Source organism: Actinoplanes sp. NPDC051537, from assembly GCF_055586105.1.
In genome coordinates this window covers 150,027-172,299 of record NZ_JBVJIU010000005.1, presented here as the reverse complement: position 1 = coordinate 172,299, position 22,273 = coordinate 150,027, and the positions used below count along the sequence as shown (strand labels likewise).

At 71.0% G+C, this 22,273-nt stretch carries 17 protein-coding genes; 10 read left to right on the top strand and 7 right to left on the bottom strand.

Annotated elements, in window-relative coordinates; translation table 11 throughout:
- Positions 1 to 156: 156 nt before the first annotated feature.
- Complete coding sequence (locus ACZ6TB_RS13360; protein ID WP_465553944.1) at positions 157 to 1,002, bottom strand: NAD-dependent protein deacetylase; 846 nt, start codon at positions 1,000 to 1,002, stop codon at positions 157 to 159.
- An 84-nt stretch (positions 1,003 to 1,086) separates the two neighbouring features.
- Between ACZ6TB_RS13360 and ACZ6TB_RS13355 the strand changes: the two genes are divergently transcribed.
- The 6 genes from ACZ6TB_RS13355 (at position 1,087) to ACZ6TB_RS13330 (ending at position 7,512) form a co-directional block, all read left to right on the top strand.
- Complete coding sequence (locus tag ACZ6TB_RS13355; protein ID WP_465553942.1) at positions 1,087 to 1,428, top strand: hypothetical protein; 342 nt, start codon at positions 1,087 to 1,089, stop codon at positions 1,426 to 1,428.
- 182 nt (positions 1,429 to 1,610) lie between these two features.
- On the top strand, positions 1,611 to 2,324 hold the full coding sequence (locus tag ACZ6TB_RS13350; RefSeq protein WP_465553940.1) for a hypothetical protein: 714 nt from the start codon (positions 1,611 to 1,613) through the stop codon (positions 2,322 to 2,324).
- A gap of 148 nt (positions 2,325 to 2,472) precedes the next feature.
- Complete coding sequence (locus ACZ6TB_RS13345) at positions 2,473 to 3,474, top strand: App1 family protein (protein ID WP_465554611.1); 1,002 nt, start codon at positions 2,473 to 2,475, stop codon at positions 3,472 to 3,474.
- A 170-nt stretch (positions 3,475 to 3,644) separates the two neighbouring features.
- Positions 3,645 to 4,307 (top strand): hypothetical protein, encoded by a 663-nt coding sequence (locus ACZ6TB_RS13340; RefSeq protein ID WP_465553938.1) that lies wholly within the window; start codon positions 3,645 to 3,647, stop codon positions 4,305 to 4,307.
- A 15-nt stretch (positions 4,308 to 4,322) separates the two neighbouring features.
- A complete protein-coding gene (locus ACZ6TB_RS13335) occupies positions 4,323 to 6,965 on the top strand; it encodes an ATP-binding protein (RefSeq protein WP_465553936.1) in 2,643 nt (880 codons plus the stop codon).
- Positions 6,966 to 6,999: 34 nt separating this feature from the next.
- Positions 7,000 to 7,512, top strand: coding sequence for a YceI family protein (locus tag ACZ6TB_RS13330; RefSeq protein ID WP_465553934.1), 513 nt, complete (start codon positions 7,000 to 7,002; stop codon positions 7,510 to 7,512).
- A gap of 431 nt (positions 7,513 to 7,943) precedes the next feature.
- Here the strand turns inward: ACZ6TB_RS13330 and ACZ6TB_RS13325 are convergent, their stop codons facing one another.
- Positions 7,944 to 9,077: a hypothetical protein gene (locus ACZ6TB_RS13325; RefSeq protein WP_465553932.1), complete on the bottom strand. Its 1,134-nt coding sequence runs from the start codon at positions 9,075 to 9,077 to the stop codon at positions 7,944 to 7,946.
- A gap of 768 nt (positions 9,078 to 9,845) precedes the next feature.
- Entirely contained in the window at positions 9,846 to 11,033 is a 1,188-nt protein-coding gene (locus ACZ6TB_RS13320; RefSeq protein WP_465553930.1) for an ROK family protein, read from the bottom strand.
- A 135-nt stretch (positions 11,034 to 11,168) separates the two neighbouring features.
- Here ACZ6TB_RS13320 and ACZ6TB_RS13315 point away from each other — a divergent pair, with 135 nt between their 5' ends.
- Together ACZ6TB_RS13315 and ACZ6TB_RS13310 are read left to right on the top strand one after the other, a co-directional pair.
- Positions 11,169 to 11,999, top strand: coding sequence for a class I SAM-dependent methyltransferase (locus tag ACZ6TB_RS13315; protein WP_465553928.1), 831 nt, complete (start codon positions 11,169 to 11,171; stop codon positions 11,997 to 11,999).
- 55 nt (positions 12,000 to 12,054) lie between these two features.
- Complete coding sequence (locus ACZ6TB_RS13310) at positions 12,055 to 12,264, top strand: hypothetical protein (RefSeq protein ID WP_465553926.1); 210 nt, start codon at positions 12,055 to 12,057, stop codon at positions 12,262 to 12,264.
- A 141-nt stretch (positions 12,265 to 12,405) separates the two neighbouring features.
- Here ACZ6TB_RS13310 and ACZ6TB_RS13305 read toward each other — a convergent pair whose 3' ends face one another.
- The 3 genes from ACZ6TB_RS13305 to ACZ6TB_RS13295 all read right to left on the bottom strand — a co-directional run bounded on the left by ACZ6TB_RS13305 (position 12,406) and on the right by ACZ6TB_RS13295 (position 17,734).
- Positions 12,406 to 14,925, bottom strand: a complete 2,520-nt coding sequence (locus tag ACZ6TB_RS13305; RefSeq protein WP_465553924.1) for a DNA gyrase/topoisomerase IV subunit A — start codon at positions 14,923 to 14,925, stop codon at positions 12,406 to 12,408.
- A gap of 13 nt (positions 14,926 to 14,938) precedes the next feature.
- Positions 14,939 to 16,990: a DNA gyrase/topoisomerase IV subunit B gene (locus ACZ6TB_RS13300; protein WP_465553922.1), complete on the bottom strand. Its 2,052-nt coding sequence runs from the start codon at positions 16,988 to 16,990 to the stop codon at positions 14,939 to 14,941.
- A 138-nt stretch (positions 16,991 to 17,128) separates the two neighbouring features.
- A complete protein-coding gene (locus tag ACZ6TB_RS13295) occupies positions 17,129 to 17,734 on the bottom strand; it encodes an adenylate/guanylate cyclase domain-containing protein (protein WP_465553921.1) in 606 nt (201 codons plus the stop codon).
- A 180-nt stretch (positions 17,735 to 17,914) separates the two neighbouring features.
- On the opposite strand from ACZ6TB_RS13295, the gene ACZ6TB_RS13290 reads away from it, so the two are divergent.
- Together ACZ6TB_RS13290 and ACZ6TB_RS13285 are read left to right on the top strand one after the other, a co-directional pair.
- Positions 17,915 to 20,725 (top strand): ATP-binding protein, encoded by a 2,811-nt coding sequence (locus ACZ6TB_RS13290; protein ID WP_465553920.1) that lies wholly within the window; start codon positions 17,915 to 17,917, stop codon positions 20,723 to 20,725.
- Positions 20,726 to 20,881: 156 nt separating this feature from the next.
- Positions 20,882 to 21,658 (top strand): DUF5995 family protein, encoded by a 777-nt coding sequence (locus ACZ6TB_RS13285; protein WP_465553918.1) that lies wholly within the window; start codon positions 20,882 to 20,884, stop codon positions 21,656 to 21,658.
- Between the two features lie 64 nt (positions 21,659 to 21,722).
- Here the strand turns inward: ACZ6TB_RS13285 and ACZ6TB_RS13280 are convergent, their stop codons facing one another.
- Entirely contained in the window at positions 21,723 to 22,241 is a 519-nt protein-coding gene (locus ACZ6TB_RS13280; RefSeq protein WP_465553916.1) for a hypothetical protein, read from the bottom strand.
- Positions 22,242 to 22,273 lie beyond the last annotated feature (32 nt).

Here is a 22,273-nt window from a genome sequence, read left to right as displayed (position 1 = left end):
CCGACTTCTTCCCGGTGTTTCCGGGAGATGGCGGAACCGGTTTCGGGACCGGTTCCGGCAGTTAACGACAGTGCCCCACGTCACGTCAATGAGAAACAAACTTTATTTGTGTATCGAGACGGTAACCTCGCCGAAACCAGCCGAATAAGTCCGGATTTATCCGGTCGGCTGGGCGGCGAGGCAGGGCAGCACAATGCCCAATGGGGCATCGACGACAATCCCCGCGTACGGTTCGCCGCGCGTCACGCCGCGATTGACGATCGCCACCCGGATGCCGAGCTTGGCGGCCCGCAGCACGAACCGCCGGCCCGACATCACGGTCAGCGAGGAACCGAGAACCAGCAGCGTACGGGCGCTCTCGACCAGTTCGAAGCTGCGCGCGACCCGCTCGGCCGGCACGGTCTCGCCGAAGTAGACGACGTCCGGCTTGAGCATTCCCCCGCAGTCCGGGCAATCCACTACGGTGAATCCGTCGAGCGATTCGTCGGCCAGTTCGGCGTCCCCGTCGGCGTTGAATGCGAGGGCCACCCCGGCGAAGGCCGGATTGGCCTCGTCGAGCCGCGCGCCGAGCTCCGTGCGGGGGGTCAGCGCGCCGCACCCGAGGCAGACGATCCGGGCCAGGTTTCCGTGCAGCTCGACCACGTCGCGGGCCCCGCCGGCCTGGTGCAGCCCGTCCACGTTCTGCGTGATGATCCCGCCGAGCAGGCCCAGCTCCTGCCACCGCGCCACGGCCAGGTGACCCTCGTTCGGGAGGGCGTGCCCGATCGTGCGCCATCCGAGGTGGCTGCGCGCCCAGTAGCGGCGGCGGGCGATCGGGTCGCGAGTGAAGGTCTGGTAGGTCATCGGGGTGCTGCGCCGCGCCGAGCCGGACGGCCCGCGATAGTCCGGAATCCCCGACTCCGTCGACAGTCCCGCCCCGCTCAGCACCGCGACATCGCCCTCGGCGATCCACTCGCCGAGGGTCGCCACCTGCTCCACCACCTGAAGGTCCACGCCATCCATGGTCCCTCGCCCGGTGGACACCGTCACACGCCCACAACCTGGTCGAGTCGTGCGCGTTGCACCCCTATTCGGTAAGTTGATCCCGTGACAGGAGTGGCGGGTGCGCTTCGCAGTCACTGGATTCTCAGTGACTGGGATTCTCGCCGCCTGCTGCGCTTCCTCGCCGGGCTGGCGATGCTCGCCCTGGCGTTCACCTCGCCGGCCATCGCGCCGGCGCCCGCGGCGCCATCACCGACGGTGATCACGATGGCGGCGGCCGAGACTTCGGTCACGGTGAGTGAGTCGGTTTCCGAGACTTCTCCGGTACGCGTCATCGCCGCCCCGCGGGCCGCAGGCACGACGATCATCGTCGTCGCGGCGCTGACCGTCCCGCTGACCGGCGTGGCGCTCCGGCTGCGCGCCGGGCGGGCGCCCCCGGCGATCTGATCGGTTCCGCCGCACGATCGGCGCCGGCCATCTCACGAGGATGAGGCAGAAGGCCGCGCGCCTGCGGAAAACTCGACCGGATCACGCGTACGTCCGCCGTCGTTCTCTCCGCCGCGAGCCGAAAGGCGCGCCACTGAAGCGAAACCTCCCACGAAGGCCGCGAATCGCAGTGAGGTGTTCCCGTGGAAACCGCTTTGCACAGCTTCCTCGTCTCCGTCCCGCAAGCCGCCGCGCTCTGGCTGGTGATGCTGCTCGGCGTGTTCCTGGCCGCCGCGGCGCTCGCCCGCAGCAATCGCGCGAAGTCGCAGTCCGTCACCGAGGCCGACGCCGACGACCTCCGTTTCGCCGGTGAGGTGGCGGTGGCCGCCGACCGTGCCGCCGCCACCGCCCAGCGCCACCGCACCGCCTGGAGCGCCGCCCAGGAGGAGCTCGACGCCGCCTGGACGGCGTTCGACGCGGCCGACCAGGTCGCCCGGGAGGCCGCCAAGGCCTGCGCCTACCCGCTGATGAGCCGGCGCCGCAAGCCGGGCGAGAACGCCGACCGCCAGCGTTATCTCCATCACGCGGCGAGCGCCGCCTGCCGCAACCGGGAGATCTCCATCGCCCAGCTGAACGACGTGTTCGCGCACCGCGGCTGGAATCCCCGGCTGCACCCGGTGGTGCAGGAGTCGATGCTGCGGCAGGCGATGCGCGAGCACCGTTTCGAGCAGTACCGGAAAGCGCTCGCCAAGGAACGAACCGCCTGGCAGCGGGCCGAGACGTCGGCCGAGGCGGTGCGCAGCCTGCGGATCGAGGCGGCCGCCGCGATCACCCGCGCCCGGGCCGGGCAACCCGCCGCCGATGAACAATGGTGGGCGGAGCAGTGGACCACGGCGGAGCTTCCGGCGGCGGCCTGAAAGTCCTGAGTGGAGTGGTCGCGCATTACTCCGCGAGGGTCGGACCGGGCGGGTACCGTAACCGCACGGGACGACCGCCGCACCTGAAGACGGTTAGGGGACCAGCGTGACGGAGACTCCGGCGGGCGCCTCGCCGCCCGCTGTCCGGATGCACCGGGCAGCGGTCGTGGAGGACGCCTTCCACGACGTCATCGAGCGGCGGCTGCGCGGCCGCGGCTGGCGCCCGGTGATCACGGCCTACACCGGCTACGGCGCGCCCGGCTGGGCCCGGGTCATGGCCCGCGTCGTGCTCACCCGCCCCACCCGGTCGCCCCGCAAGCTGGAAAAGGTCCGCGGCTGGCGCAGCTTCCTGAGCTCCCCGGTCAGCAACGCGGCGGTGCACATCCAGATCGGCGAGAGCATCACCGAGACGCGCACCGACCGCAGCGGCTACGTGGACTGCCGGGTCAAGGGCGACCTCGTGCCCGGCTGGGGCAGCGCGCGCCTGTCGATCGAGGGCGGGACGTCGGTCGACGCGCCGATCCGGGTGGTCGACCCGGCCTGCAAGTTCGGCCTGGTCTCCGACATCGACGACACGGTCATGGTCACCGCGCTGCCGCGCCCGCTGCTCGCGGCGTGGAACACCTTCGTTCTCGACGAGCATGCCCGGATGGCCGTCCCCGGCATGGCGGTGCTCTACGAGCGGCTCATCACGGCCAACGCGGGCGCGCCGGTGTTCTACCTGTCCACCGGCGCGTGGAACGTGGCGCCCACGCTCAGCCGGTTCCTCTCCCGGCACCTCTACCCCGCCGGTCCCCTGCTGCTCACCGACTGGGGCCCGACCCCCGACCGCTGGTTCCGCAGCGGCCAGGAGCACAAGCGCAACACGCTGCGCCGGCTCGCGACCGAGTTCCCCGACATCCGGTGGCTGCTGATCGGCGACGACGGCCAGCACGACCAGGAGATCTACTCCGAGTTCGCGCACGCCCACCCGGAGAACGTGGCGGCGGTGGCGATCCGCCGCCTGTCGCCGACCCAGTCGGTGCTGGCCGGCGCCGTCCCGGGACCGGCCGGCACCCCCGAGGCGGTCGGCTCGGGCGGCAAGACCTGGTTCGCGGCGCCGGATGGGGCCGGATTGTGGTCGCTACTCCGCGATACTGATGTCGTCTGAAGCCTTCCCTACCTCAGCGACCCGCTGGTGCAGCCGGTCACGCACTTCGTTCGGCGTGTACGCCCGGCGCTTGCGCTCCGAACGGGCGACCACCACTCCGGTCGCCGCGACTCCTGCCAATCCGGCCAAGCCCACTACTTTCCACCAACGCATCATCCGAGGATAGACACGTGGACGCCGCTATCAGCCTCGATCAGGCCCTCGACCTGACGCGCACGGGTGACATCTGGATCTTCCGCGGCCGCTCCGGCCCCGACCGGGCGATCCAGACGCTGACCAACAGCCCGGTCAACCATGTCGGCATGTCGCTGGTCATCGAGGACATGCCGCCGCTCATGTGGCACGCCGAGCTCGGCAAATCGCTGCCCGATCTGTGGTCCGGCACGTTCCAGCGCGGGGTGCAGCTGCACGACCTGCGCGACGCGGTCACGGTCTGGGCGCACCGCTACGGCCAGCGCGGGTGGCTGCGCCAGCTGGAGCCCGGCGTGCCGCGCCCGATGGAGGACAAGGCCCTCAAGACCGTGGCCCGGCTCGACGGCACCCCCTTTCCGTCGTCGGCGCAGCTCGCCTGGCGCTGGGTGCGGGGCCGGGTGCCGCAGGTCCGGCCCCGCAAGTGGCAGCACGGGCAGCACGGGCCGGACGGCGACGCCGGGCTCGAGACCGCCTACTGCGCCGAGGTCGTCGCGGTCACGTACGAGGACATGGGTCTGCTCCCCCGCAAGCACCAGCCCAACTGGTACGACCCGGGCCGGTTCTGGAGCGGCGACGAGCTGGAACTGTGCGCCGGATTCACCCTGGGGGACGAGATCGAGGTGGACATTCCGGCGAAGTAGCGTCAGGTTGTCCCCATGAACGCGGGGCTGGTGGGCCGGGTCGCCGAGGTGGTGGCGCTGGACGCGCTGCGCGCCGGCGCCGTCCGTGGCTCCGGCGCGGTGGCGCTGCTGATCGGCGAGGCCGGCATCGGCAAGACGGCGGTGGTCGAGGAGGCGGTCGCCCGCGCGGCCGCGGCCGGCCTGACGGTGCTGACCGGCCGGGCCGACCCCGACGAGGGCGCGCCGGCGTTCTGGCCCTGGCTGCGGCTGCTCGACTCCGATGTGGACGGCCTGTCGCCGTCCCTGCTCGCGCTGGCCGACGCGGGCGAATCGGCGGCGGCGGCCCGGTTCCGGGCGAGCCGCGACGTGGTGACGGCGCTGGTGACGACGGCCGAGCGGGCGCCGCTGCTGCTCGTCCTGGAGGACCTGCACTGGGCCGATCCGGCGTCGCTGGCGCTGCTCGCCGCCGTCGCGCGGGAGGTCGGGAGCCATCCGATCCTGGTGCTCGGCACGTCGCGTACCGGCCTCGACCTGCCCGACGCCACCGTCCTGCCGCTGGGCCCGTGGGACGCCGCCGCCGTGGCCACCTATCTGCGTAGCTTCGGCGCCGCCCACGGCACGTGGGCCGAGGTCGTGCACGACCTCGGCGGCGGCAATCCGCTCTACACCCGCGAGCTGGCCCGGCTGCTGTCCCGCGAGGGCCGCCTCACCCATCCGGCCGGCGACATCGACCTGCCGGACAGCCTGCGCCGCCTCGTCTCCCGCCGCACCGCCCACCTCAGCCCCGCCTGCCGATCCCTGCTGGGCATCGCCGCGGCCTGCGGCACGGAGATCTCCATGCCGGTGCTCGGCCCGGACCCCGCCGCGCTGCTCTCCGAGGCCGTCGACGCCGGCGTGCTCGTCGACGATCCCTGGGCGCCGTCCCGGCTGCGATTCGCCCACGAGCTCGTCCGCCAGGCCTGCTACGCCGACCTCGGCCGCGACGCGCGCCTCCGCGCCCACGGCCGTCTCGCGGACGCTCTTTCCGCCGCCGGCGGCAGCCCGATCGAGATCGCCCGGCACCGGGTGCGTGCGGCCGCTTCTTTTTCGTCACGCCGAGCCGCCGCCGAGGCTTGTGTCGCCGCGGCCCGGCACGCCACCGCCACGCTCGACCACCGGGAGGCCGTGCGCTGGCTGACCCGGGCCCTGGAGAACGCGCCCTCCGCGGAGTTGCGCCTCGAACGGGCCGGCGCCGCCTACCGCGACGGGCAGCTCGACCTCGCGATCGACGACTGCGAGGCGATCGTCGACGAGGTCGGCGCGGCCGCGGCGCTGGCCGTGCCCGGCGTGGGCGGCCTGGGCGGCCCGATCGGCCCGCGCCTGATCCGGCTCTGCGAGCGGGCGCTCGCCCTCGACCTCGGCGACGCCGACCGCGCCCAGGTCCTCGCCCAGTACGCGTTCCTCATCGCCGAGATGCACGACGCGCCCCGGGCCGACCCGATCAGCCGGGAGGCGATGGCCCTGGCCGAGCGGTCCGGCCACCCCGGCGCGCTGGTCGCCGCGATCCACGCCCGCCACGAGGTGCTCGACCCGGTGCGCGAGGTCGGCGAGGTGCGCTCGCTGGCCCGGCGTTGCGTGGAGCTCGCCGCGCCGAGCGGCCGGCCGGACGCCGAGCTGTGGGGCCGGGTCTGGAACCTCGACAGCTGGCTCGCGACCGGCGACCTGGGCGAGTACGACGCCGAGTACAACCGCCTCACCGACCTGGTCGACCGGCTCGGCTGGCCGGTCGCCCGCTGGCACCTGCTGCGCGCCCGGGCCGCCCGCGAGCAGCTGGCGGGCCGCCTGGCCGAGGCCGAGACCGTCGCGATCGAGGCCCGCGACCTGGCCCTGCGCGCCCAGGACACGTCGGCCGGGCTGCTGCTGCAGGCGTTCCTGAGCGGGCTCGGCCAGCTGACCGGCGAGACTAACTGGCCGGCCGACATGGCCGCGCTGAGCCAGCGCTATCCCGGGGTGCCGATCGGCGTGGTCCAGCTCGGCCGCATCGCCATGGACCTGGGCGACCGCGACACGGCCGCCGCCCAGATGATGCAGATGCGCTCGATCATGCCGAGGCTGCCGGTCGACGGCCGCCGCCCGTACATCGTGGTCACCGCCGGCGAGGTGGCCGCCTGGGTCGGCGACCTGTCCCTGGCCGCCGACTGCTACCGGCTGGCGCTCCCCTACGCGGGCCGTTACCTCAACTCGATGTCGGCCCTGTTCGGCGCCTACGACCGTCCCCTGGGGACGATCGCCACGGCCCTGGGCCTGCCCGCGGCCTCGTCGCACTTCGCCGCCGCGGTCGAGGCCGAGGAGCGCCTCGGCTCGCCCCCGTTCCTGGCGCTGGCCCAGGTCGCCTACGCCCGCTCGCTGACCGATGCCCGCCACGCGCGCACCCTCGCCGCTCAGGCGCTGGCCACCGCCCGCCGCCTGGGCATGCCCAAGGTAGCGGCCGAGGCCGCCGCCCTGGCCGGCGACGACGTGCTCACCGCCCGGGAGCGGGAGATCGCCACCCTGGTCGCGTCGGGCCTCGCCAACCGCGCCATCGCCGGCAAGCTGTTCCTGTCGGAGCGTACGGTGGAGACCCACGTCCGCAGCATCCTGCGCAAGCTCGGCCTGACGAGCCGCACCGACCTACGTGGCGACTCTCAGTACCAGCACTGAGGTTTCCGAGCCGTGTTTCCCCGACGCTCGGTGCATGACAACGAACCTGAGCACCAGCATCCGGCCCGGCACCTACACCCTCGACCTGGCCCGCTCCACGTGCACCTTGCGGGCCGCGCACGCCTTCGGCCTCAAACCGGTGACCGCAACGGCGGCAATCCTCGGCGGCACCGTGACCATCGCCGCCGAGCCGTCCGCTTCCAGCGCCTCCGCCCGCCTCGACGCGGGCTCCTTCACGAGCGACGACCCGAAGCGCGACAAGGACATCCGCGGAAAGCGCTTCCTCGACACCGCCACCCACCCGGTGATCGGCTTCCGCAGCACGGGCTGCGCCCGCACCGCCGCGGGTTGGTCGATGACCGGCGTCTTGTCGGTCCGCGGCGTGGACAGCGAGGTGGTCCTGGCCCTCGACTCGCTCGAGCCCGTGGGCGCCGGCTTCCGCTGCGTGGCGAGCGGAACGATCGACCGGGTGGTCGCCGGAGTGAAGGCTGGGCGCGGCATCATCGCCCGGCCGGTGCACATCACGCTGGATGTGTGCGCCGGCTGAAAAGGTCGATGTCGCTTTGTGCCGACGTGTCCCGCCTGCGCCAACGTCTCCCCACGCCTGCGTGCCGACGTCTCCCCCACCCCTGTTCTGGGTGTGGGGGAACGTAGCGGCGGGGATGATTCTGACGGTCCGACGTGGCCCCACCCGGACGGCCTCGACTGGCCCCACCACGGGGTCGGCGGGTCCGCGACGCCGCAAAGCTGAGTCATGCAGGTCCGCGGCGCGCGCATTGTCTGCGGCAAATGATGACGCCTTCCGCGGCCTACCGGAGCGCTCTAGGTCGGGTTGATTTGGTGGTGCTGCCCGCGTCATCCGGGAGCGGCGGATCAGCAGAGAGATTTGTCGGCCGCGGCCTCAGTTATCCCTACTGATGGCCAGCTCAGGCGAGCTGAAATGATCGATCGGCGGCGAAGAAAAGCCGGGATCCGATGTCACCAGAGCTTACCCTGCCTCCACTCGCTGGAATCGGTGTAACTTTGAGTCAAGCGATGAACGCGATCCAGGTAGCTGTAGGGCGAATCGGAATCGCGGCGCCGTATCCTCTCGCGCGTCGCAAGGTTTACGGTAACCCCACCGGCGACAACCCACAGCCAAGATCTGCTAGGGTCGATGGTAGTGGCATACCCGGAGCCGAGCGCGACAGTGAGTAGCAGGGACCGCTTTGCCCAAGCTATTCTCAAGGACTTTCCGGCAGCCTTGAAATCGCGGAGAGATCTCTCGAGGTCGCTGCGGAGTTCGCCCACTACGTCCAGTGGCGAGAAATCGAAACGCCGCTCATTGCGGTCGGGGTCGTCGTATCTAAGTCCAGCCACATGCAACCCATTCGCCAATTTTTCGATCTCCGATAGGAGCCGTCGGCGTTCGTCATCGTAGCGAATGCGAAAGTCGAGCAGATCCTTAAGCATGACGTCTTCTCTAGGACTCGGCAACAGGTCACCCACCTCAGCCTGCCACGCCTCCGTGTCCGTCATGTGCCTGATGGCTGGTATGCCGTCAACGACCGGCTTATGCGCAACGTAATATGCGGCCTGGTTATCAGTTACCGAGATGAGTCCACTGTTCCAGTTGAAGGCGTCGAACTCATCGTGCTGATTCTCGGCAACTTCGACGCCCCAGATCTCGCGCACAACTGAAGATATGAGGATGGCTTGCAAAAGAGGCGAAGCGATGATTCGACCGGAGTATCGCTCATCCGTCCGGCCCAACCCTTTGTCAAGAATCGCCTGGAAGGCGCGATGGTTTCCAAACTTGCCGCTGAATACGAATAACTCAAGGGGAAGTTCCGCCTGATTCTCTAACGACGGAGGCAAAAGGTCATCCACAGGAAACCCGTACAGCGCCTCGGAGACCTGGCGAATAGCTTGCGACGATCTGTCCACCGTCAACACTTTGTCCACTCGGAGCGGTCGATAAAGTCCGGCGTCTGCGATCTGCCGCATCGTTGAGTTGAGTGGCAAATCTTCGTTCGGGGGAACAATAGTTGACAGACTATCCCAATAGAGGGCAGCCTGATTGATTATTGGCGTCGGGGCATTGATCCAGGGGTAATACAATAATCCTGTCAAGACCGTACACCTCCGACGCCGATTCTACTGACCGAGATCCAGGCGGGCTTCAGGGTGGACTCGACACTTCACGCATGGCCACCCCACTCAACTCGGCATGAGTGCGCGTCGCGGCGAAGGTGGGTCGGCGTGCCGGCCGCAACTGTGTGTGAGCGATAACCCGAGTAGGTCCACCCCCTGTGGTGGGGCCAGCTGACGCCGTCCGGGTGGGGCCACGTCGGACCGTCAGAACCCGTGGGTACGACAATTCCGGCCGGCTGTCCACAGAGCGAGGCGCTGCACTTGCAGGGCGCAGCGCCTGGAGGGCACCACACCCCACCAGGCACCACATCGCGTGTCGCAAGCCCGCCCGTCGCGCGCCGCGCCGGCCGAATGCGGCCTGACGGTTCCGAAACTGGCGTCGCCCGCCGCTACTCTTCCCCACCCCGGTTAGTGGGTGGGGCGAAACTAGCGCCCCGGTACGACAATTCCGGCTCGGCCGTCCACAGGGCCGACCGCCTACCGGTCACGTCGCGCACATGCGACCTCAACACCCAGGATCGCCGCGGCGGCCGGATCGCCGCGCCCTGATGACTTGCCGCGCGCTGCATGCCGCATCTCATCAAGATCTGGGACTGGGCGTCGGTGCCGGAACCAGTGCCGAGGGCGACCCCGAGCCGATGCGCGGGCGATCCTCACCGCCGCCCTCCGGACGTCGAGCCCGCGGCCACGTTTGATGAACTTCGGCGAGGCGGTGACGGCGAATCAACAAGATTGCCGATCACGAAGCTAACGCCGGGAGCGGGAGCGGGGCGGCAGGGCCATCATCGGGGGCTCGTCCGGCTCCGGCAGGCCGCCGTCGGCCAGCAGCTGGGCTATCGGGAGCGTCGCGGCGCCCATCGCTACCGCGTCGGGGCCCAGCGTGCACAGGTCGATGCTGGTTTGGGCGTACGGGCGGCGCAGCGCATGACGGGCGGCGGCCGCGCGGATCTCGGGCAGGAAGCGCCGGCCGAAGTCGGCGCCGGCCACGCCGCCCAGGACGATGCGCTCGGGGCTGAACAAGTTGATCAGGTCGGCTATGCCGGCGCCCAGGAAGCCGGCGGTCTCGGAGAAGACGGCGGCCGCCTCGGGGCTGGCGCCGGCCAGCATCTCGGTCAGCAGGTGCGGGGTCTCGGGGCGGCCGGTCGCGGCGGCCAGGCGGCGGGTGATACCGCCGGCGCCCACGTAGGCCTCCAGGCAACCGCGGGCGCCGCACCGGCACTCCTCGCCGTCGTAGATCAGGGTGGTGTGGCCCCACTCGCCGGCGTTGCTGTTCGCGCCCCGGTAGCCGCGGCCGTCCATCACCACGGCGGCGCCCACGCCCGTACCGATCATGATGATGACCGCGTGCCGGGCGCCCTGCGCGGCGCCGAACCACATCTCGGCCTGGCCGAACGTCTTCGCGCCGTTCTCCACGAAGATCGGCACCTTGGTGCCGGCCCGCAGCATCGCGCCCAGCGGCACCGCGTCCCACCCGGTCGACTGCGAGTCGACCACGCCGTCGGAATCGACCACGCCGGGGACGCCCACGCCGAAGCCCAGCACGTCGGCCGGCCGCACGCCGGCCTCGGCGATCACCGCGGTCAGGCCGCTCAGCAGCAGCGCGGCCACCTGCTCGGGGTCGTCGTCGTGCTCGAACTCGGCCGCGGCCAGCCGCGCCATCGACAGGTCGTAGAGCTCGACCATGATCCGTGTCTCGGCCACGTCGGCGCCGACCACGTAGCGGAAGCCGGGCCGCACCCGCAGCAGCACGCGCGGGCGTCCGCCGTCCGAGCCGACCAGGCCGGCCTCCTCGACCAGGCCCTCCTCGAGCATCTCGCCGATCAGGTTGCTGACACTGGCCTGGCTGAGCGCGGTCGACGAGGCCAGCTGCTGCCGGCTCTGCAGCGCGCCGTGGAAGAGGTCGGTGAGCAGGCTGGACCGGTTCGCCCGGCGCACGTCTCGCACCGTCGTACGCCTGCTCTCCAACCCTGCGCTCCTCTTCTCGGGTCCGCCGGTCCGCCCGGGCCGCCGGACCGCCGCCTGCCCCGAAACTCTACGGCGCTACCGGCCGTGGGCGTCTATCGTGCCCCCGTGAGCGACTATCGGGACGTCAATCTGGCCCATTGGAACGGTCGAGCGGCCGCGCATGCCGCCTCCCCGGGCTATCCGGTGGCCCGCCTGACCGCCGACCCTGCCGCGCTCAGCGACGTGGTCGCCTTCGACAAGGCGCTGCTGGGCTCCCTCGACGGGCAGCGCGGCGTGCACCTCCAGTGCCACATCGGCACCGACACGATCTCGCTCACCCGCCTCGGCGCCACCATGACCGGTCTTGATTTTTCCGATAAATCGCTCACTGAGGCCCGCAAGATCGCCGAGCAAACCCACGCGGACGTACGGTTCGTGCAGAGCGACGTCTATGACGCCCCCCGTGCGGCCGGCACCGGGTACGACTTCGTCTACACCGGGGTCGGCGCGCTCTGCTGGCTGCCCGACATCGCCCGGTGGGCCCGGGTCGTCGCCGAGTTGCTGCGTCCGGGCGGCCGGCTGTTCGTGCGCGAGGGGCACCCGATGCTCTGGACCCTCGACGACGAGGCCACCGACAGCCTGGTGGTGCGCTACCCGTATTTCGAGCGGGCCGAGCCGATGGTCTTCACCTCCGACGGCAGCTACGTGGAGACCGACGAGCCCCTCGGCGACAGCACCACCCACGAGTGGAACCACGGCATGGGCGAGATCGTCACCGCCGTTCTCGACGCCGGCATGACGCTGACCGGCCTGGTCGAGCATCGGACGGTGCCGTGGGAGGCGCTCCCCGGCCAGATGCACGAGCTGCCCGGCGGCGAGTGGCAGCTGACCGATCGGCCCGACCGGCTCGCGCACACGTACACGCTGCAGGCCGTCCGAAACGCCGGAGCCGTTTAAAGATCGACGCTGCTGGGGTATGTCCCGGTCATCCCCACGACCGAGGAGACCCCCGATGCGTACAGGTTCCATCGGCGCCGTGATCTTGATCATCTGGCTTGTCCTGGGCGCCGTCGCCGCCAACCAGCGCGGCTACTTCAAGGACAGCGGCGACACCAGTTGCGCCGAGGCCGGCACCGTCATGGTGACCATCGTGGCCGGTCCGTTGAACTGGCTGGGCGTCAACCCGAAGATCAAGTGCGACATCCCCGAGCCGAGCAAGTAGGCCAGTAGGTAAGCAGGCAATGCGAAGGCCCCCCGTTTGACCGGGCGGCGGCGCAGGACCCACCACCTTCGCCGTCGCCCCCTTGCTGATGTGGCCGGCCCGCGATCACGCGAGCCGGCCACAAAGCTGAGCAGGGAACGGTCAGCCTCGCTCGATGAGGTGGCCGATGATCTGCGGGCCCATCATCACGGCCGCGCCGGAGCCGTCGCGGCGGTTGTCGGTCTCGGGGAGCTCGACCGGGTCGCCGGTGTTGCTGGCGCCGACCGGGCGCGGGCCCACCCAGGCCACCGTGAGCCGCGTCTCTCCCTTGAGGAACCGCTGCACCCGTACGCCGCCCGTCGCCCGGCCCTTCGCCGGGTACTGCGCGAACGGCGTCACCTTCACCTGCGTGCCGGTCGACGTGACCACCATCGGCTCGCCGTGCACGGCGTCGGCCGTGTTCACCACGTTGAACGTGATCACCTCGGCCTCGGCGGCCAGGCTGATCCCCGCCATGCCGCCGCCCTTCAGGCCCTGCGGCCGCACCAGCTTGGCCGGGAAGCGCAGCATCGACGCGTCCGACGACACGAACGCCAGCGTCTCGTTGCCGTCGGTGAGCCACGTGGCCTGCAGGACCTCGTCGCCCTCCTTCAGCGTGATCACCTCGAACTCGTCGGAGCGGACCGGCCACTCCGGCGCGCACACCTTGACCACGCCGTGCCGGGTGCCCATCGCGATGCCCGGCGTCCCGTCGGCCAGCGGCGCGATGCCCACGACCCGCTCGCCCCGCTCGAGCGGCACCAGCTCGGACGCCGACATGCCCCCGCGCACCGAGACCGTGCCCGACTGCTCGGGCAGCACCGGCAGCGGCAGCACGTCGGTCTTGAACGCCCGGCCGCGGCTGGTGATCAGCAGGATGCGCCCGCGGGCGGTCGAATGGATCACCGCGCGAACGGCGTCGTGCTTGACCCGGCCGGAGCGGCGGCGGGCCTCGGTGGCTTCCTCACTTTCGGCGGCCGTACGCGCGATCAGCCCCGTCGCCGACAGGATCACCTGGCACGGGTCGTCGGCCACCTCGAGCGGCCCCGCCGGCGCGGAAGCGGCCAGCACCTCCTTGAGGTCGCCGTCGATCAGCGTCGTGCGCCGCGGCCCGCCGAACTCGGAGGCCACCTCGGCCAGCTCGTCCGACACCACCTGCTTCAGCACGTCCGTATTGTCCAAGATGCGGCTCAGCTCGGCGATCTCGGCCCGCAACCGCTCCTGCTCGGTCTCCAGCTCGATCCGGTCGAAGCGGGTGAGCCGCCGCAGCGGGGTGTCCAGGATGTACGTCGCCTGGATGTCGGAGAGCCCGAACTCGGCCATGAGGGCGGTCTTGGCCGCGGCCGCGTCGTCGCTGCCCCGGATGATCGCGACCACCCGGTCGATGTCGATCAGGGCGATGAGCAGGCCGTCGACCAGGTGCAACCGGTCCAGCCGCTTGGTGCGCCGGAACGTCGTGCGCCGGGTGACCACGTCGTAGCGGTGCTGGACGAAGACCTCGAGCAGCGCCTTGAGCCCGAGCGTCTGCGGCTGCCCGTCGACCAGCACCAGGTTGTTGATGCCGAACGACGACTCGAGCGGGGTCAGCCGGTAGAGGTCGGCCAGCAGCGCCTGCGGGTTGACGCCGACCTTGCACTCGATCACCAGGCGGATGCCGTGCTCGCGGTCGGTGAGGTCCTTGACGTCGGCGATGCCGGCCAGCCGGGCCGCCTGCCGCTGCCCGCGCTTCGGGCCGGCGGTGATCAGCTTGCCCTTCACCTCGTCGGTGATCGCCTCGATGATCTTTTCGGTGCCGACGCCGTACGGCAACTCGGTCACCGTGATCGCCTGCCGGCCGCGGCCACCCTCGAGCGGTCCGGTCTGCGCCCGGGCCCGCATGCGCACCACGCCACGCCCCGTCTCGTACGCCCGCCGCACCTCGTCGAGCCCCAGCAGCTGACCGCCGGTGGGCAGGTCAGGCCCGGGGACCATGCGCATGATCTCGTCGAGGTCGGCCTCCGGGTGCGTGATCAGATGCCGCGCCGCCGCCACGACCTCGCCGAGGTTGTGCGGGATCATGTTGGTCGCCATCCCGACGGCGATGCCGGACGTGCCGTTGACCAGCAGGTTCGGGAACGCGGCCGGCAGCACCTTGGGCTCGAGGTCGCTGCCGTCGTAGGTCGACTTGAAGTCGACGGTGCCCTCGCCCAGCTCGCCGACCAGCAGCATCGCCTCGCGCGACATGCGCGCCTCGGTGTACCGCGCGGCGGCCGGCCCGTCGTCGGGCGAGCCGAAGTTGCCGTGACCGTCGATCAGCGGCGCGTTCAGCGAGAAGTCCTGGGCCAGGCGCACCAAAGCGTCATAAATGGCGACATCGCCGTGAGGGTGGTATTTGCCCATCACGTCGCCGACCACGCGGGCCGACTTCACGTACGCCCGGTCGGGCCGATGCCCCTGCTCCGACATCGACCAGAGGATGCGCCGGTGCACCGGTTTGAGGCCGTCGCGCGCATCGGGCAGGGCGCGCGAGTGGATGACCGAGTACGCGTACTCCAGGTAGGAGTCCTCGACCTCGGTGGTCAGCGGATTGTCGATGACCCGGGCGCCGGCCTGGTCGAACGCGGACGGGTCGACGCGGGTGTTCTCGTTCTTGCGGCGTGCCATGAAACAAGACCTCTCAGGCGTCGATCGTCTCTTCGTCGATGCGGCCCGCCGCCTCGATCAGCCAGTTCTTCCGGGGCTCGACCCGCTCCCCCATCAGCAGCTCGAGCGTGGCCTCGGCCCGCTCGGCGTCGTCGAGCGTGATGCGCCGGACCGTGCGGGTCGCCGGGTTCATCGTGGTGTCCCACAGCTCGTCGGCGTCCATCTCGCCGAGGCCCTTGAATCGGGGCACCGGTTTCTGCACCGTGCGGCCGGCCTTCTCGAAGCGGGCGACGGTGGCCTCCATCTCCTGCTGGGTGTAGGTGAACACGGTCTCGCCGTTGCGGCCCTTGGTGACCACCTTGTGCAGCGGCGGCATGGCGGCGAACAGCCGGCCCTCCTCGATCACCGGTCGCATGTACTTCGCGAACAGGGTGATCAGCAGAGTCCGGATGTGCGAGCCGTCGACGTCGGCGTCGGCCATGATCATGACGCGGCCGTAGCGCAGCGCGGCGAGCTCGAACGTGCGCCCGGAGCCGGCCCCGAGCACCTGCACGATCGCCGAGCACTCCTGGTTGTCCAGCACCTGCTGGAGGGAGGCCTTCTGCACGTTCAGGATCTTGCCGCGGATCGGCAGCAGGGCCTGGTACTCCGAGCTGCGGGCCATCCGGGCGGTGCCGAGCGCGCTGTCACCCTCGACGATGTAGAGCTCGGATCGCGCGATCCCGGTCGCCCGACAGTCGACCAGCTTGGGCGGCATCGAGGCGCCCTCGAGGGCGGTCTTGCGGCGGGCGGCGTCCTTCTGCTGCTTCTGCGTCAGCCGTACGCGGGCCGCGTCGACCACCTTTTGCAGAACGGTGCGCGCCTCGGTCTTCGTCTTGCGCCCGTCGATCCACTCCTTGATGTGGGCCTCGATCAGGCTCTGCACGACCCGGGTCACGCCGGCCGTGGACAGCTCGTCCTTGGTCTGGGAGGTGAACTGCGGCTCGGGCACCCGCACGTGGATCACCGCGGTCATGCCCTCGAGCAGGTCGTCGAGGACGGGCGGGTCTTCCTTGGGGCGCAGCAGGCCGCGGGTGTTCCGGATCGCCTCGGTCAGCGCGCGTACGAGTGCCCGCTCGAAGCCTTTGCGGTGGGTGCCGCCGTGCATGTTGCGGATCGTGTTCGTGAAGCACTCGATCGTGCGGTCGTAGCCGGTGCCCCAGCGGAACGCGACCTCGATCTCGGCCCGGCGCTCGACGTTGGACTGCATCACGCCGTTGGCGTCGGCGGCGTTCTCCTTGTAGGTGCCCTCGCCGGTGACCAGGAGGATGCCGGAGACCGGCTTGTCGCCCGCGTGGGTGAGGAACTCGACCATGTCGGTGAGGCCGTGCGGGAAGTGGAAGGTCTCGGTGACCGGCTCCTCGGCCGTCTCGTCGCGCAGCGTGTACCGCACGCCGGGGACCAGGAACGCCGTGTTGCGCAGCTTGGCCCGGACCGACTCGGCGTCGAGCCGGGCGCCGGTCTCGAAGTAACGCGCGTCGTACCAGTACCGGATCGAGGTGCCGCCGGGCTCGCCGCGCTTCATCTTCCGCACGATGCGCAGGCCGGACTCGGGGTGGAAGCGCGCGTTGGGCCCGGGGCCGTCGAAGCTGCCGGGGGCGCCGCGGTGGAACGAGATCTCGTGGACCTTGCCGTCCCGCTTGACCGTCACGTCGAAGCGCACGGCCAGCGCGTTGACCGCCGAGGCGCCGACGCCGTGCAGGCCGCCGGAGGTCTTGTAGCCGGCGCCGCCGAACTTGCCGCCGGCGTGCAGCCGGGTGAGCACCAGCTCGACGCCGTTGAGGCCGGACTTCGCGTTGATGTCGGTCGGGATGCCACGGCCGTCGTCGTCGACCTGCACCGAGCCGTCGGCGTGCAGGAACACCGCCACCTGGGTGGCGTGGCCGGCCACGCCCTCGTCGGTGGCGTTGTCGATGATCTCGTTGGCCAGATGGTTGACGCCGCGGCTGTCGGTCGAGCCGATATACATGCCCGGGCGTTTCCGGACGGCGTCCAGCCCCTCGAGGTGCGTGAGGTCGTCGGCCCCGTACAGAATTTCCGCGGTCACGAGGTGGCACTTCCCATCGGCCCTAGGTGGTCAAGACGGCGCGAGCCTACCGGGCCCCTCCGACAGTTCTTCGGCACCGAGCCGAGGGACCGTCAGGAAGATCGGCGGATAATAGCCGCATATACCCCGGCCGGTGAGCTATGACACGGCGCAGAGCACCCGCTGCGGCTGCAACGCGCGCCACAGGTCGAGCGGGTACGGCTTGCCCGCCACCCGCACCGGCGGCATCTCCTGGTAGTCGATCAGCCGGCCGGTGACCGCCTGGGTCTGCGCGCACACCACGACCGTGTCATGCGGCGCGTACGCCTGGAGCCGCGCCGCCGTCGAGACCACGCTGCCGCTGACCATCCCGTGCCCGTACTCCCGGGCGGCCGCGAGGTCGACGATCACGTCGCCGGTCGCCAGCCCGACCCGGGTGCGGACAGCGAACCTGCCGGCCAGGAGTTGCCCCCTCAACGCCTCCTGGACCGACAGGCCCACCCGTACCGCCGAAGCGGCCGCCTCGGGACCGAACCCCCCCGGTCCGGTCCCGAACACCGCCATGACCGCGTCGCCCACGTACTTCTCCACCACCCCGCCGCCGTCCCGCACCACGTCGGACACCGTCGCGAAGTAGTCGCGTTGCAACGCGCGGACCACCGCACAGTCAAGATCATCAACAAGTGAGGTGAAGCCCACGATGTCGATGAAAAGAACCGTGACGGTCTGACGCCGCTCCTGCTCCGCCATAGCGATCGCGGTCATGACTCACGCCCCCCAATAAATTCACTGCTTGCCCCGGTGGAGAACGGTGCCAGCCGCCGTCCAGTTCTGGATCGTCAGAACGACGTATCTCTGACAGCCGGGGCTCCCGTCATTTTTGTGACGCAGAACAGACCGAACCGACGAGAACCTGCTAGGTCTCTTCGCATTAGGCTGCCCTTCATGGCCAGCGACGAGGGGGACGACGGTCCGCTTGTCGGGCGCACCGACACGCTTGCCGAGGTCCAGTCCGACCTGCGCAACGTGGGCGCCGGCGGCACTGCGGCGGTGTTCGTCACCGGCGAGAGTGGCGTCGGCAAGACCCGCCTGCTGCGCGAGACCGCCCGGGCGATGAACGCCGCGGGTGTCGCCGTGCTGTCCGGAACCTGCCTGGACATCGGCGATGCGTCCCCTTTGCACCCGGTTCTCCAGGCGCTGCGGCAGCACGAGCCCGACCTGCCGTGGGACCAGGCGGCCGGCGCCGACGCCCTGCTCGAGCGGGTGTCCCGGGAGCTGCGCACGATCGCCGGCGACAAGCACCTGCTGCTGGTTCTCGACGATCTCCAGTGGGCCGACCGCAGCACCCGGCAGCTGCTGCTCTACCTGCTCGCCGGCCTCGGTGGCATCCGGCTGTCGGTGCTGGCCGCGGTGCGGGCCGAGGCGCTGCACGGCGCCCACCCGCTGCGCCGGGTGCTGGCCGAGCTGCGGCGGCTGCGCTCGGTCAAGGTGGTCGACCTGGCCCCGCTCGACCGCGAGCAGACGCTCGAGCTGGTCAACGCGATCGCCGGCGGCGGCATCGAGCTCGAGGACTCCGACCGGGTCTTCAAGCGCTCCGGCGGCAACCCGTTCGTGGTCGAGGAGCTGGCCCGCGACCTGCGCGACGGCCGGATCGAGCTGTCCGACACGCTGCGCGAGATCTTCCTGTCCCGGGTGGACGAGCTGCCCCCGGCGGCGCACGCCGTGGTGCACGCGGTGGCGGCCGGCGTCGAGCCGGTCGACCACGCGATCCTGGCCCGGGTCACCAAGCTGGCCGAGGACGAGCTGATCGAGGCGATCCGGGCCGCGGTGGCGCACCGCTTCGTGGCCAGCGCCCCCGAGGGCTACCGGCTGCGGCACCGCCTGGTCGCCGAGATCCTCGAGGCCGAGGTGCTGCCGGCCGAGGCCACCGCCCTGCACCGCCGCTACGCCGAGGCGATGGAGTCGGCGGGCACGCTCGATCACGCCCGCCTCGCTCATCATTGGCAACGGGCGGGCGAGCCGGCCCGGGCACTGCCGTCGGTGGTCGCGGCGGCGAGAAGTGCCGAGAAGTTGTACGGGTTCACCGAGGCGCACCGCTACTGGTCGCTGGCCCTGGATCTGACCACCGAGGACGCCCCCGAGCGCACCGAGCTGCTGGCCCACGCGTCCGAGTCGGCGCACATGTGCGGCGAGCACCAGCGGGCCCTGTCCGGCCTGACCGAGCTGGCCGGCCGGTCGGACGCGCCGGGCCAGGGCGAGCTGCACCTGCGCCGCGCCCGCTACCTGGCCGCCGCCGGGCGCTCGGCCACCGCCGAGGTCGAGTACGAGCTGGCCCTCCAGGCGCCGGACTGCACGCCCCAGCAGCGGGTGTCGGCCGCGGCCAACCTGGCCGAGCTGCTGCTCCACCTGGGCCGCTACGCCGACGCGAACACCCGGGCCACCGAGGCGCTCGGCCAGGCGGCGGGAAACGGCTCGACCCGCGATCTCGTACGCGCGAGCGCCGCCCTCGGCTTCAGCTCGGCCTTCCGGGAAGACCCCGACGCGGGGCTCGCCGTCATCCGGCAGGCGGTCGACATCGCCGAGCGCTCCGGCCACCCCGACGACCTCGGCGTCGCCTACCTGCACCTGGCCGAGCTGCTGACCGGCCCGCTGAACAGCCCCGAGGAGGGCATCCTCGTCGCCCGGCGCGGCGCCGAGCGGCTGGCCTCGCTGGGCGCCGGCCGCACCTATCAGACGCGCCTGCTCGCGATCGCCGGCAACGGCCTGTTCCGGACCGGCCAGTGGGCCGAGGCCGACCAGGTGCTCGAGGCCGCGATGGCGCACCGGCCGTCCGGCGCCGACGCGGTCGAGCTGCTGCTGGCCCGCTGCCGGCTCTGGGTCGGCTTCGGCGACATGGAGGCGGCCCAGCGCGACCTCGACGCGGTCGCCACGCTGCTGGCCGGCGGCGGCGCCCGGCACGTGCTGCCGATGCTGACCCTGCGCGCCGGGCTGGCGATGTGGCTGGGCCGGCACTCCCAGGCCCGGGCCGCCGTCCAGCGTGGACTGACCGAGACCCGCTCCGACGACCTGGTGCTGCTCGGCGTGCTGGCCTGGCACGGCCTGCGGGCCGAGGCCGAGGCCCGGTCGGCGGGCGAGCCGGTCGACCCGGGCGCGCTGCGCCGGCTCAAGACCGTGGTCGAGCGCATGGCCGAGGGCGTCGGCAACGCCGCCACCCCGGTCCGGGCGGTCATCGACGGCTACATCGACCTGTGCAACGCCGAGATCAGCCGGGTCGAGGACCGCAACGACCCCGAGCCGTGGGTGCGGGCGGCCGTCGCCTGGGACCGGCGCAACCAGCCCTACCCGGCCGCGTACGCCCGGCTCCGGCGCGCCGAGGCCGCCCTGACCCGCAAGAACCGCAAGGCCGCGGCCGTGCTGGCGCTGCGGGAGGCGTACGCGACCGCGACCGCGATGGGCGCCCGCCCGATGGCCGCCGAGATCGTCTCGACCGCCCAGCGGTTCCGGGTGACGCTGGCCGACGACGCCGACACGGTCGAGATGGAGATGCCCGGCGCCGAGGACGACGGCCTGGGCGTGCTGACCCAGCGCGAGCGCGAGGTGCTGGCCGCGGTGGCGGAGGGCCTGACCAACCGGGAGATCGGCGAACGGCTCTTCATCAGCGAGCGCACCGTCGGCGTACACGTCGGACACATCTTCGACAAGTTGCAGGTACGCACAAGAGTGCAGGCCAGCCGGGTCTTCCTGACCGCGGCGTGACCTTTTCGTTATAAACGTACGCGAGATACGTCGTTCTACCGATCCCTCCGTAGGCCGCCTTTGGAAGGCTTGCCCTACGGGGGAGCACCGGCCGGCGACCACCGTCGCCGGCCGGTGCTGGGGGCCCTCCGTGTGATGAGCACCTGGAGGAAACCGATGGATCAGTCGGTCTGGGGTCCGGTGCGGCGGGAGATGTCCGACCTGCTGCAATCGCATCCCGACGACGTGCCCGCCGTGGTCGACCAGCTGACGAAGCTGCAGGACATCCTGGGCCGCGTGCCGCCGCTGCTGCACGAGAACCCGCTCTGCGACTTCAACAAGCTGTACCTGACCATCACCGAGAGCGTGCTCGAGCGGCTCTACGCGGGACGGTTCAAGGACCCGGGATTCCTCGCCCGGCTCGACGTGGAGTTCGCGGCGCGGTACTTCGACGCGCTGCGCGCCTGGGCCGGCCCCGAAGCGAGCCCGCACTGCCCGCGGGTGTGGTCGGGGCTGTTCGTGCGCATCCCCGGCCCGGACTGCCGCCCGCTGCCGGCCGCCTGCGCCGGCGTGAACGCGCACATCAACTTCGATCTGCCGTTCGCCCTGGTCACCACGTTCGACCACCTGGGCTCCGACCCGATCGACGACAGCGATCAGCACCACGACTACCTGCAGATCAACGAGATCTTCGCGGAGGCGATCCCGGGGCTGCGGCGCGGCTACCTCGACCGGTGGCAGCTGCTGATCGACACCATGAACGGCTGTCTCGACGACTGGTGGCAGGGCGAGGCGGTGGAGTACACGCGGAACGTCGCCTGGCGCAACGCGCAGAAGCTCTGGGGGCTGCGGCACGACATGGCCGCGACCGACAAGGAGCGCGCCCACCTCGACCGGATCTCGGCCGACCTGGGCAAGCTGCTGCTCTCCCCGCTGGGCGAGTTCCTCCAGTAGGCATTACTCGGCCGCGGCCCGTCCCGGGGGAGACGGGCCGCGGCACCTCACCACGCGATCCCGGCTACTTGATCGCGATCAGCCGGGCGTCGTTGGCGTCGCCGTCCTTGGTGCCGGCCACGCCGACCTCGGCGCCGGTCTTGACCGCCGAGGTCTCGACCTTCTTCTTGTCCTGCACCACACGCAGCTTGTCGCCGAAGACCCAGCTCAGCGTGAAGCCGTCGGACGACTTGACGGTGATCTTGTCGCCACTGACCGCGGTGACCGACCCGCGCTGCACGACGATCGTCTTGTCGCCCTGCTTCTTGGTCTGGATCGTGACCTCGCCGTGCAGGGTGTTGTGGCGCAGGTATTTGCGCAACTTGTGCGGCGCGTCGCCGGTGCCGCTCGACGTGCCGGGCGACGGGGTGCCGGCGTCGGCCAGGCCGGTGTCGAAGCCGACCTGCTGGAGCGCGATCGCCTCGTCCGCGAGGTCGGCGGCCGCGGCCTGCGTGGTGCCGCCGTTCAGCCCGCAACCGGACAAGCCGCCGCCGGTCAGGGCCAGCGCGCCGGTGATGCCGAGAGCCAGGAGGGTTCGTCTCATGGCGGAAATCCTGTCCCCGGCACGCGAAGCCC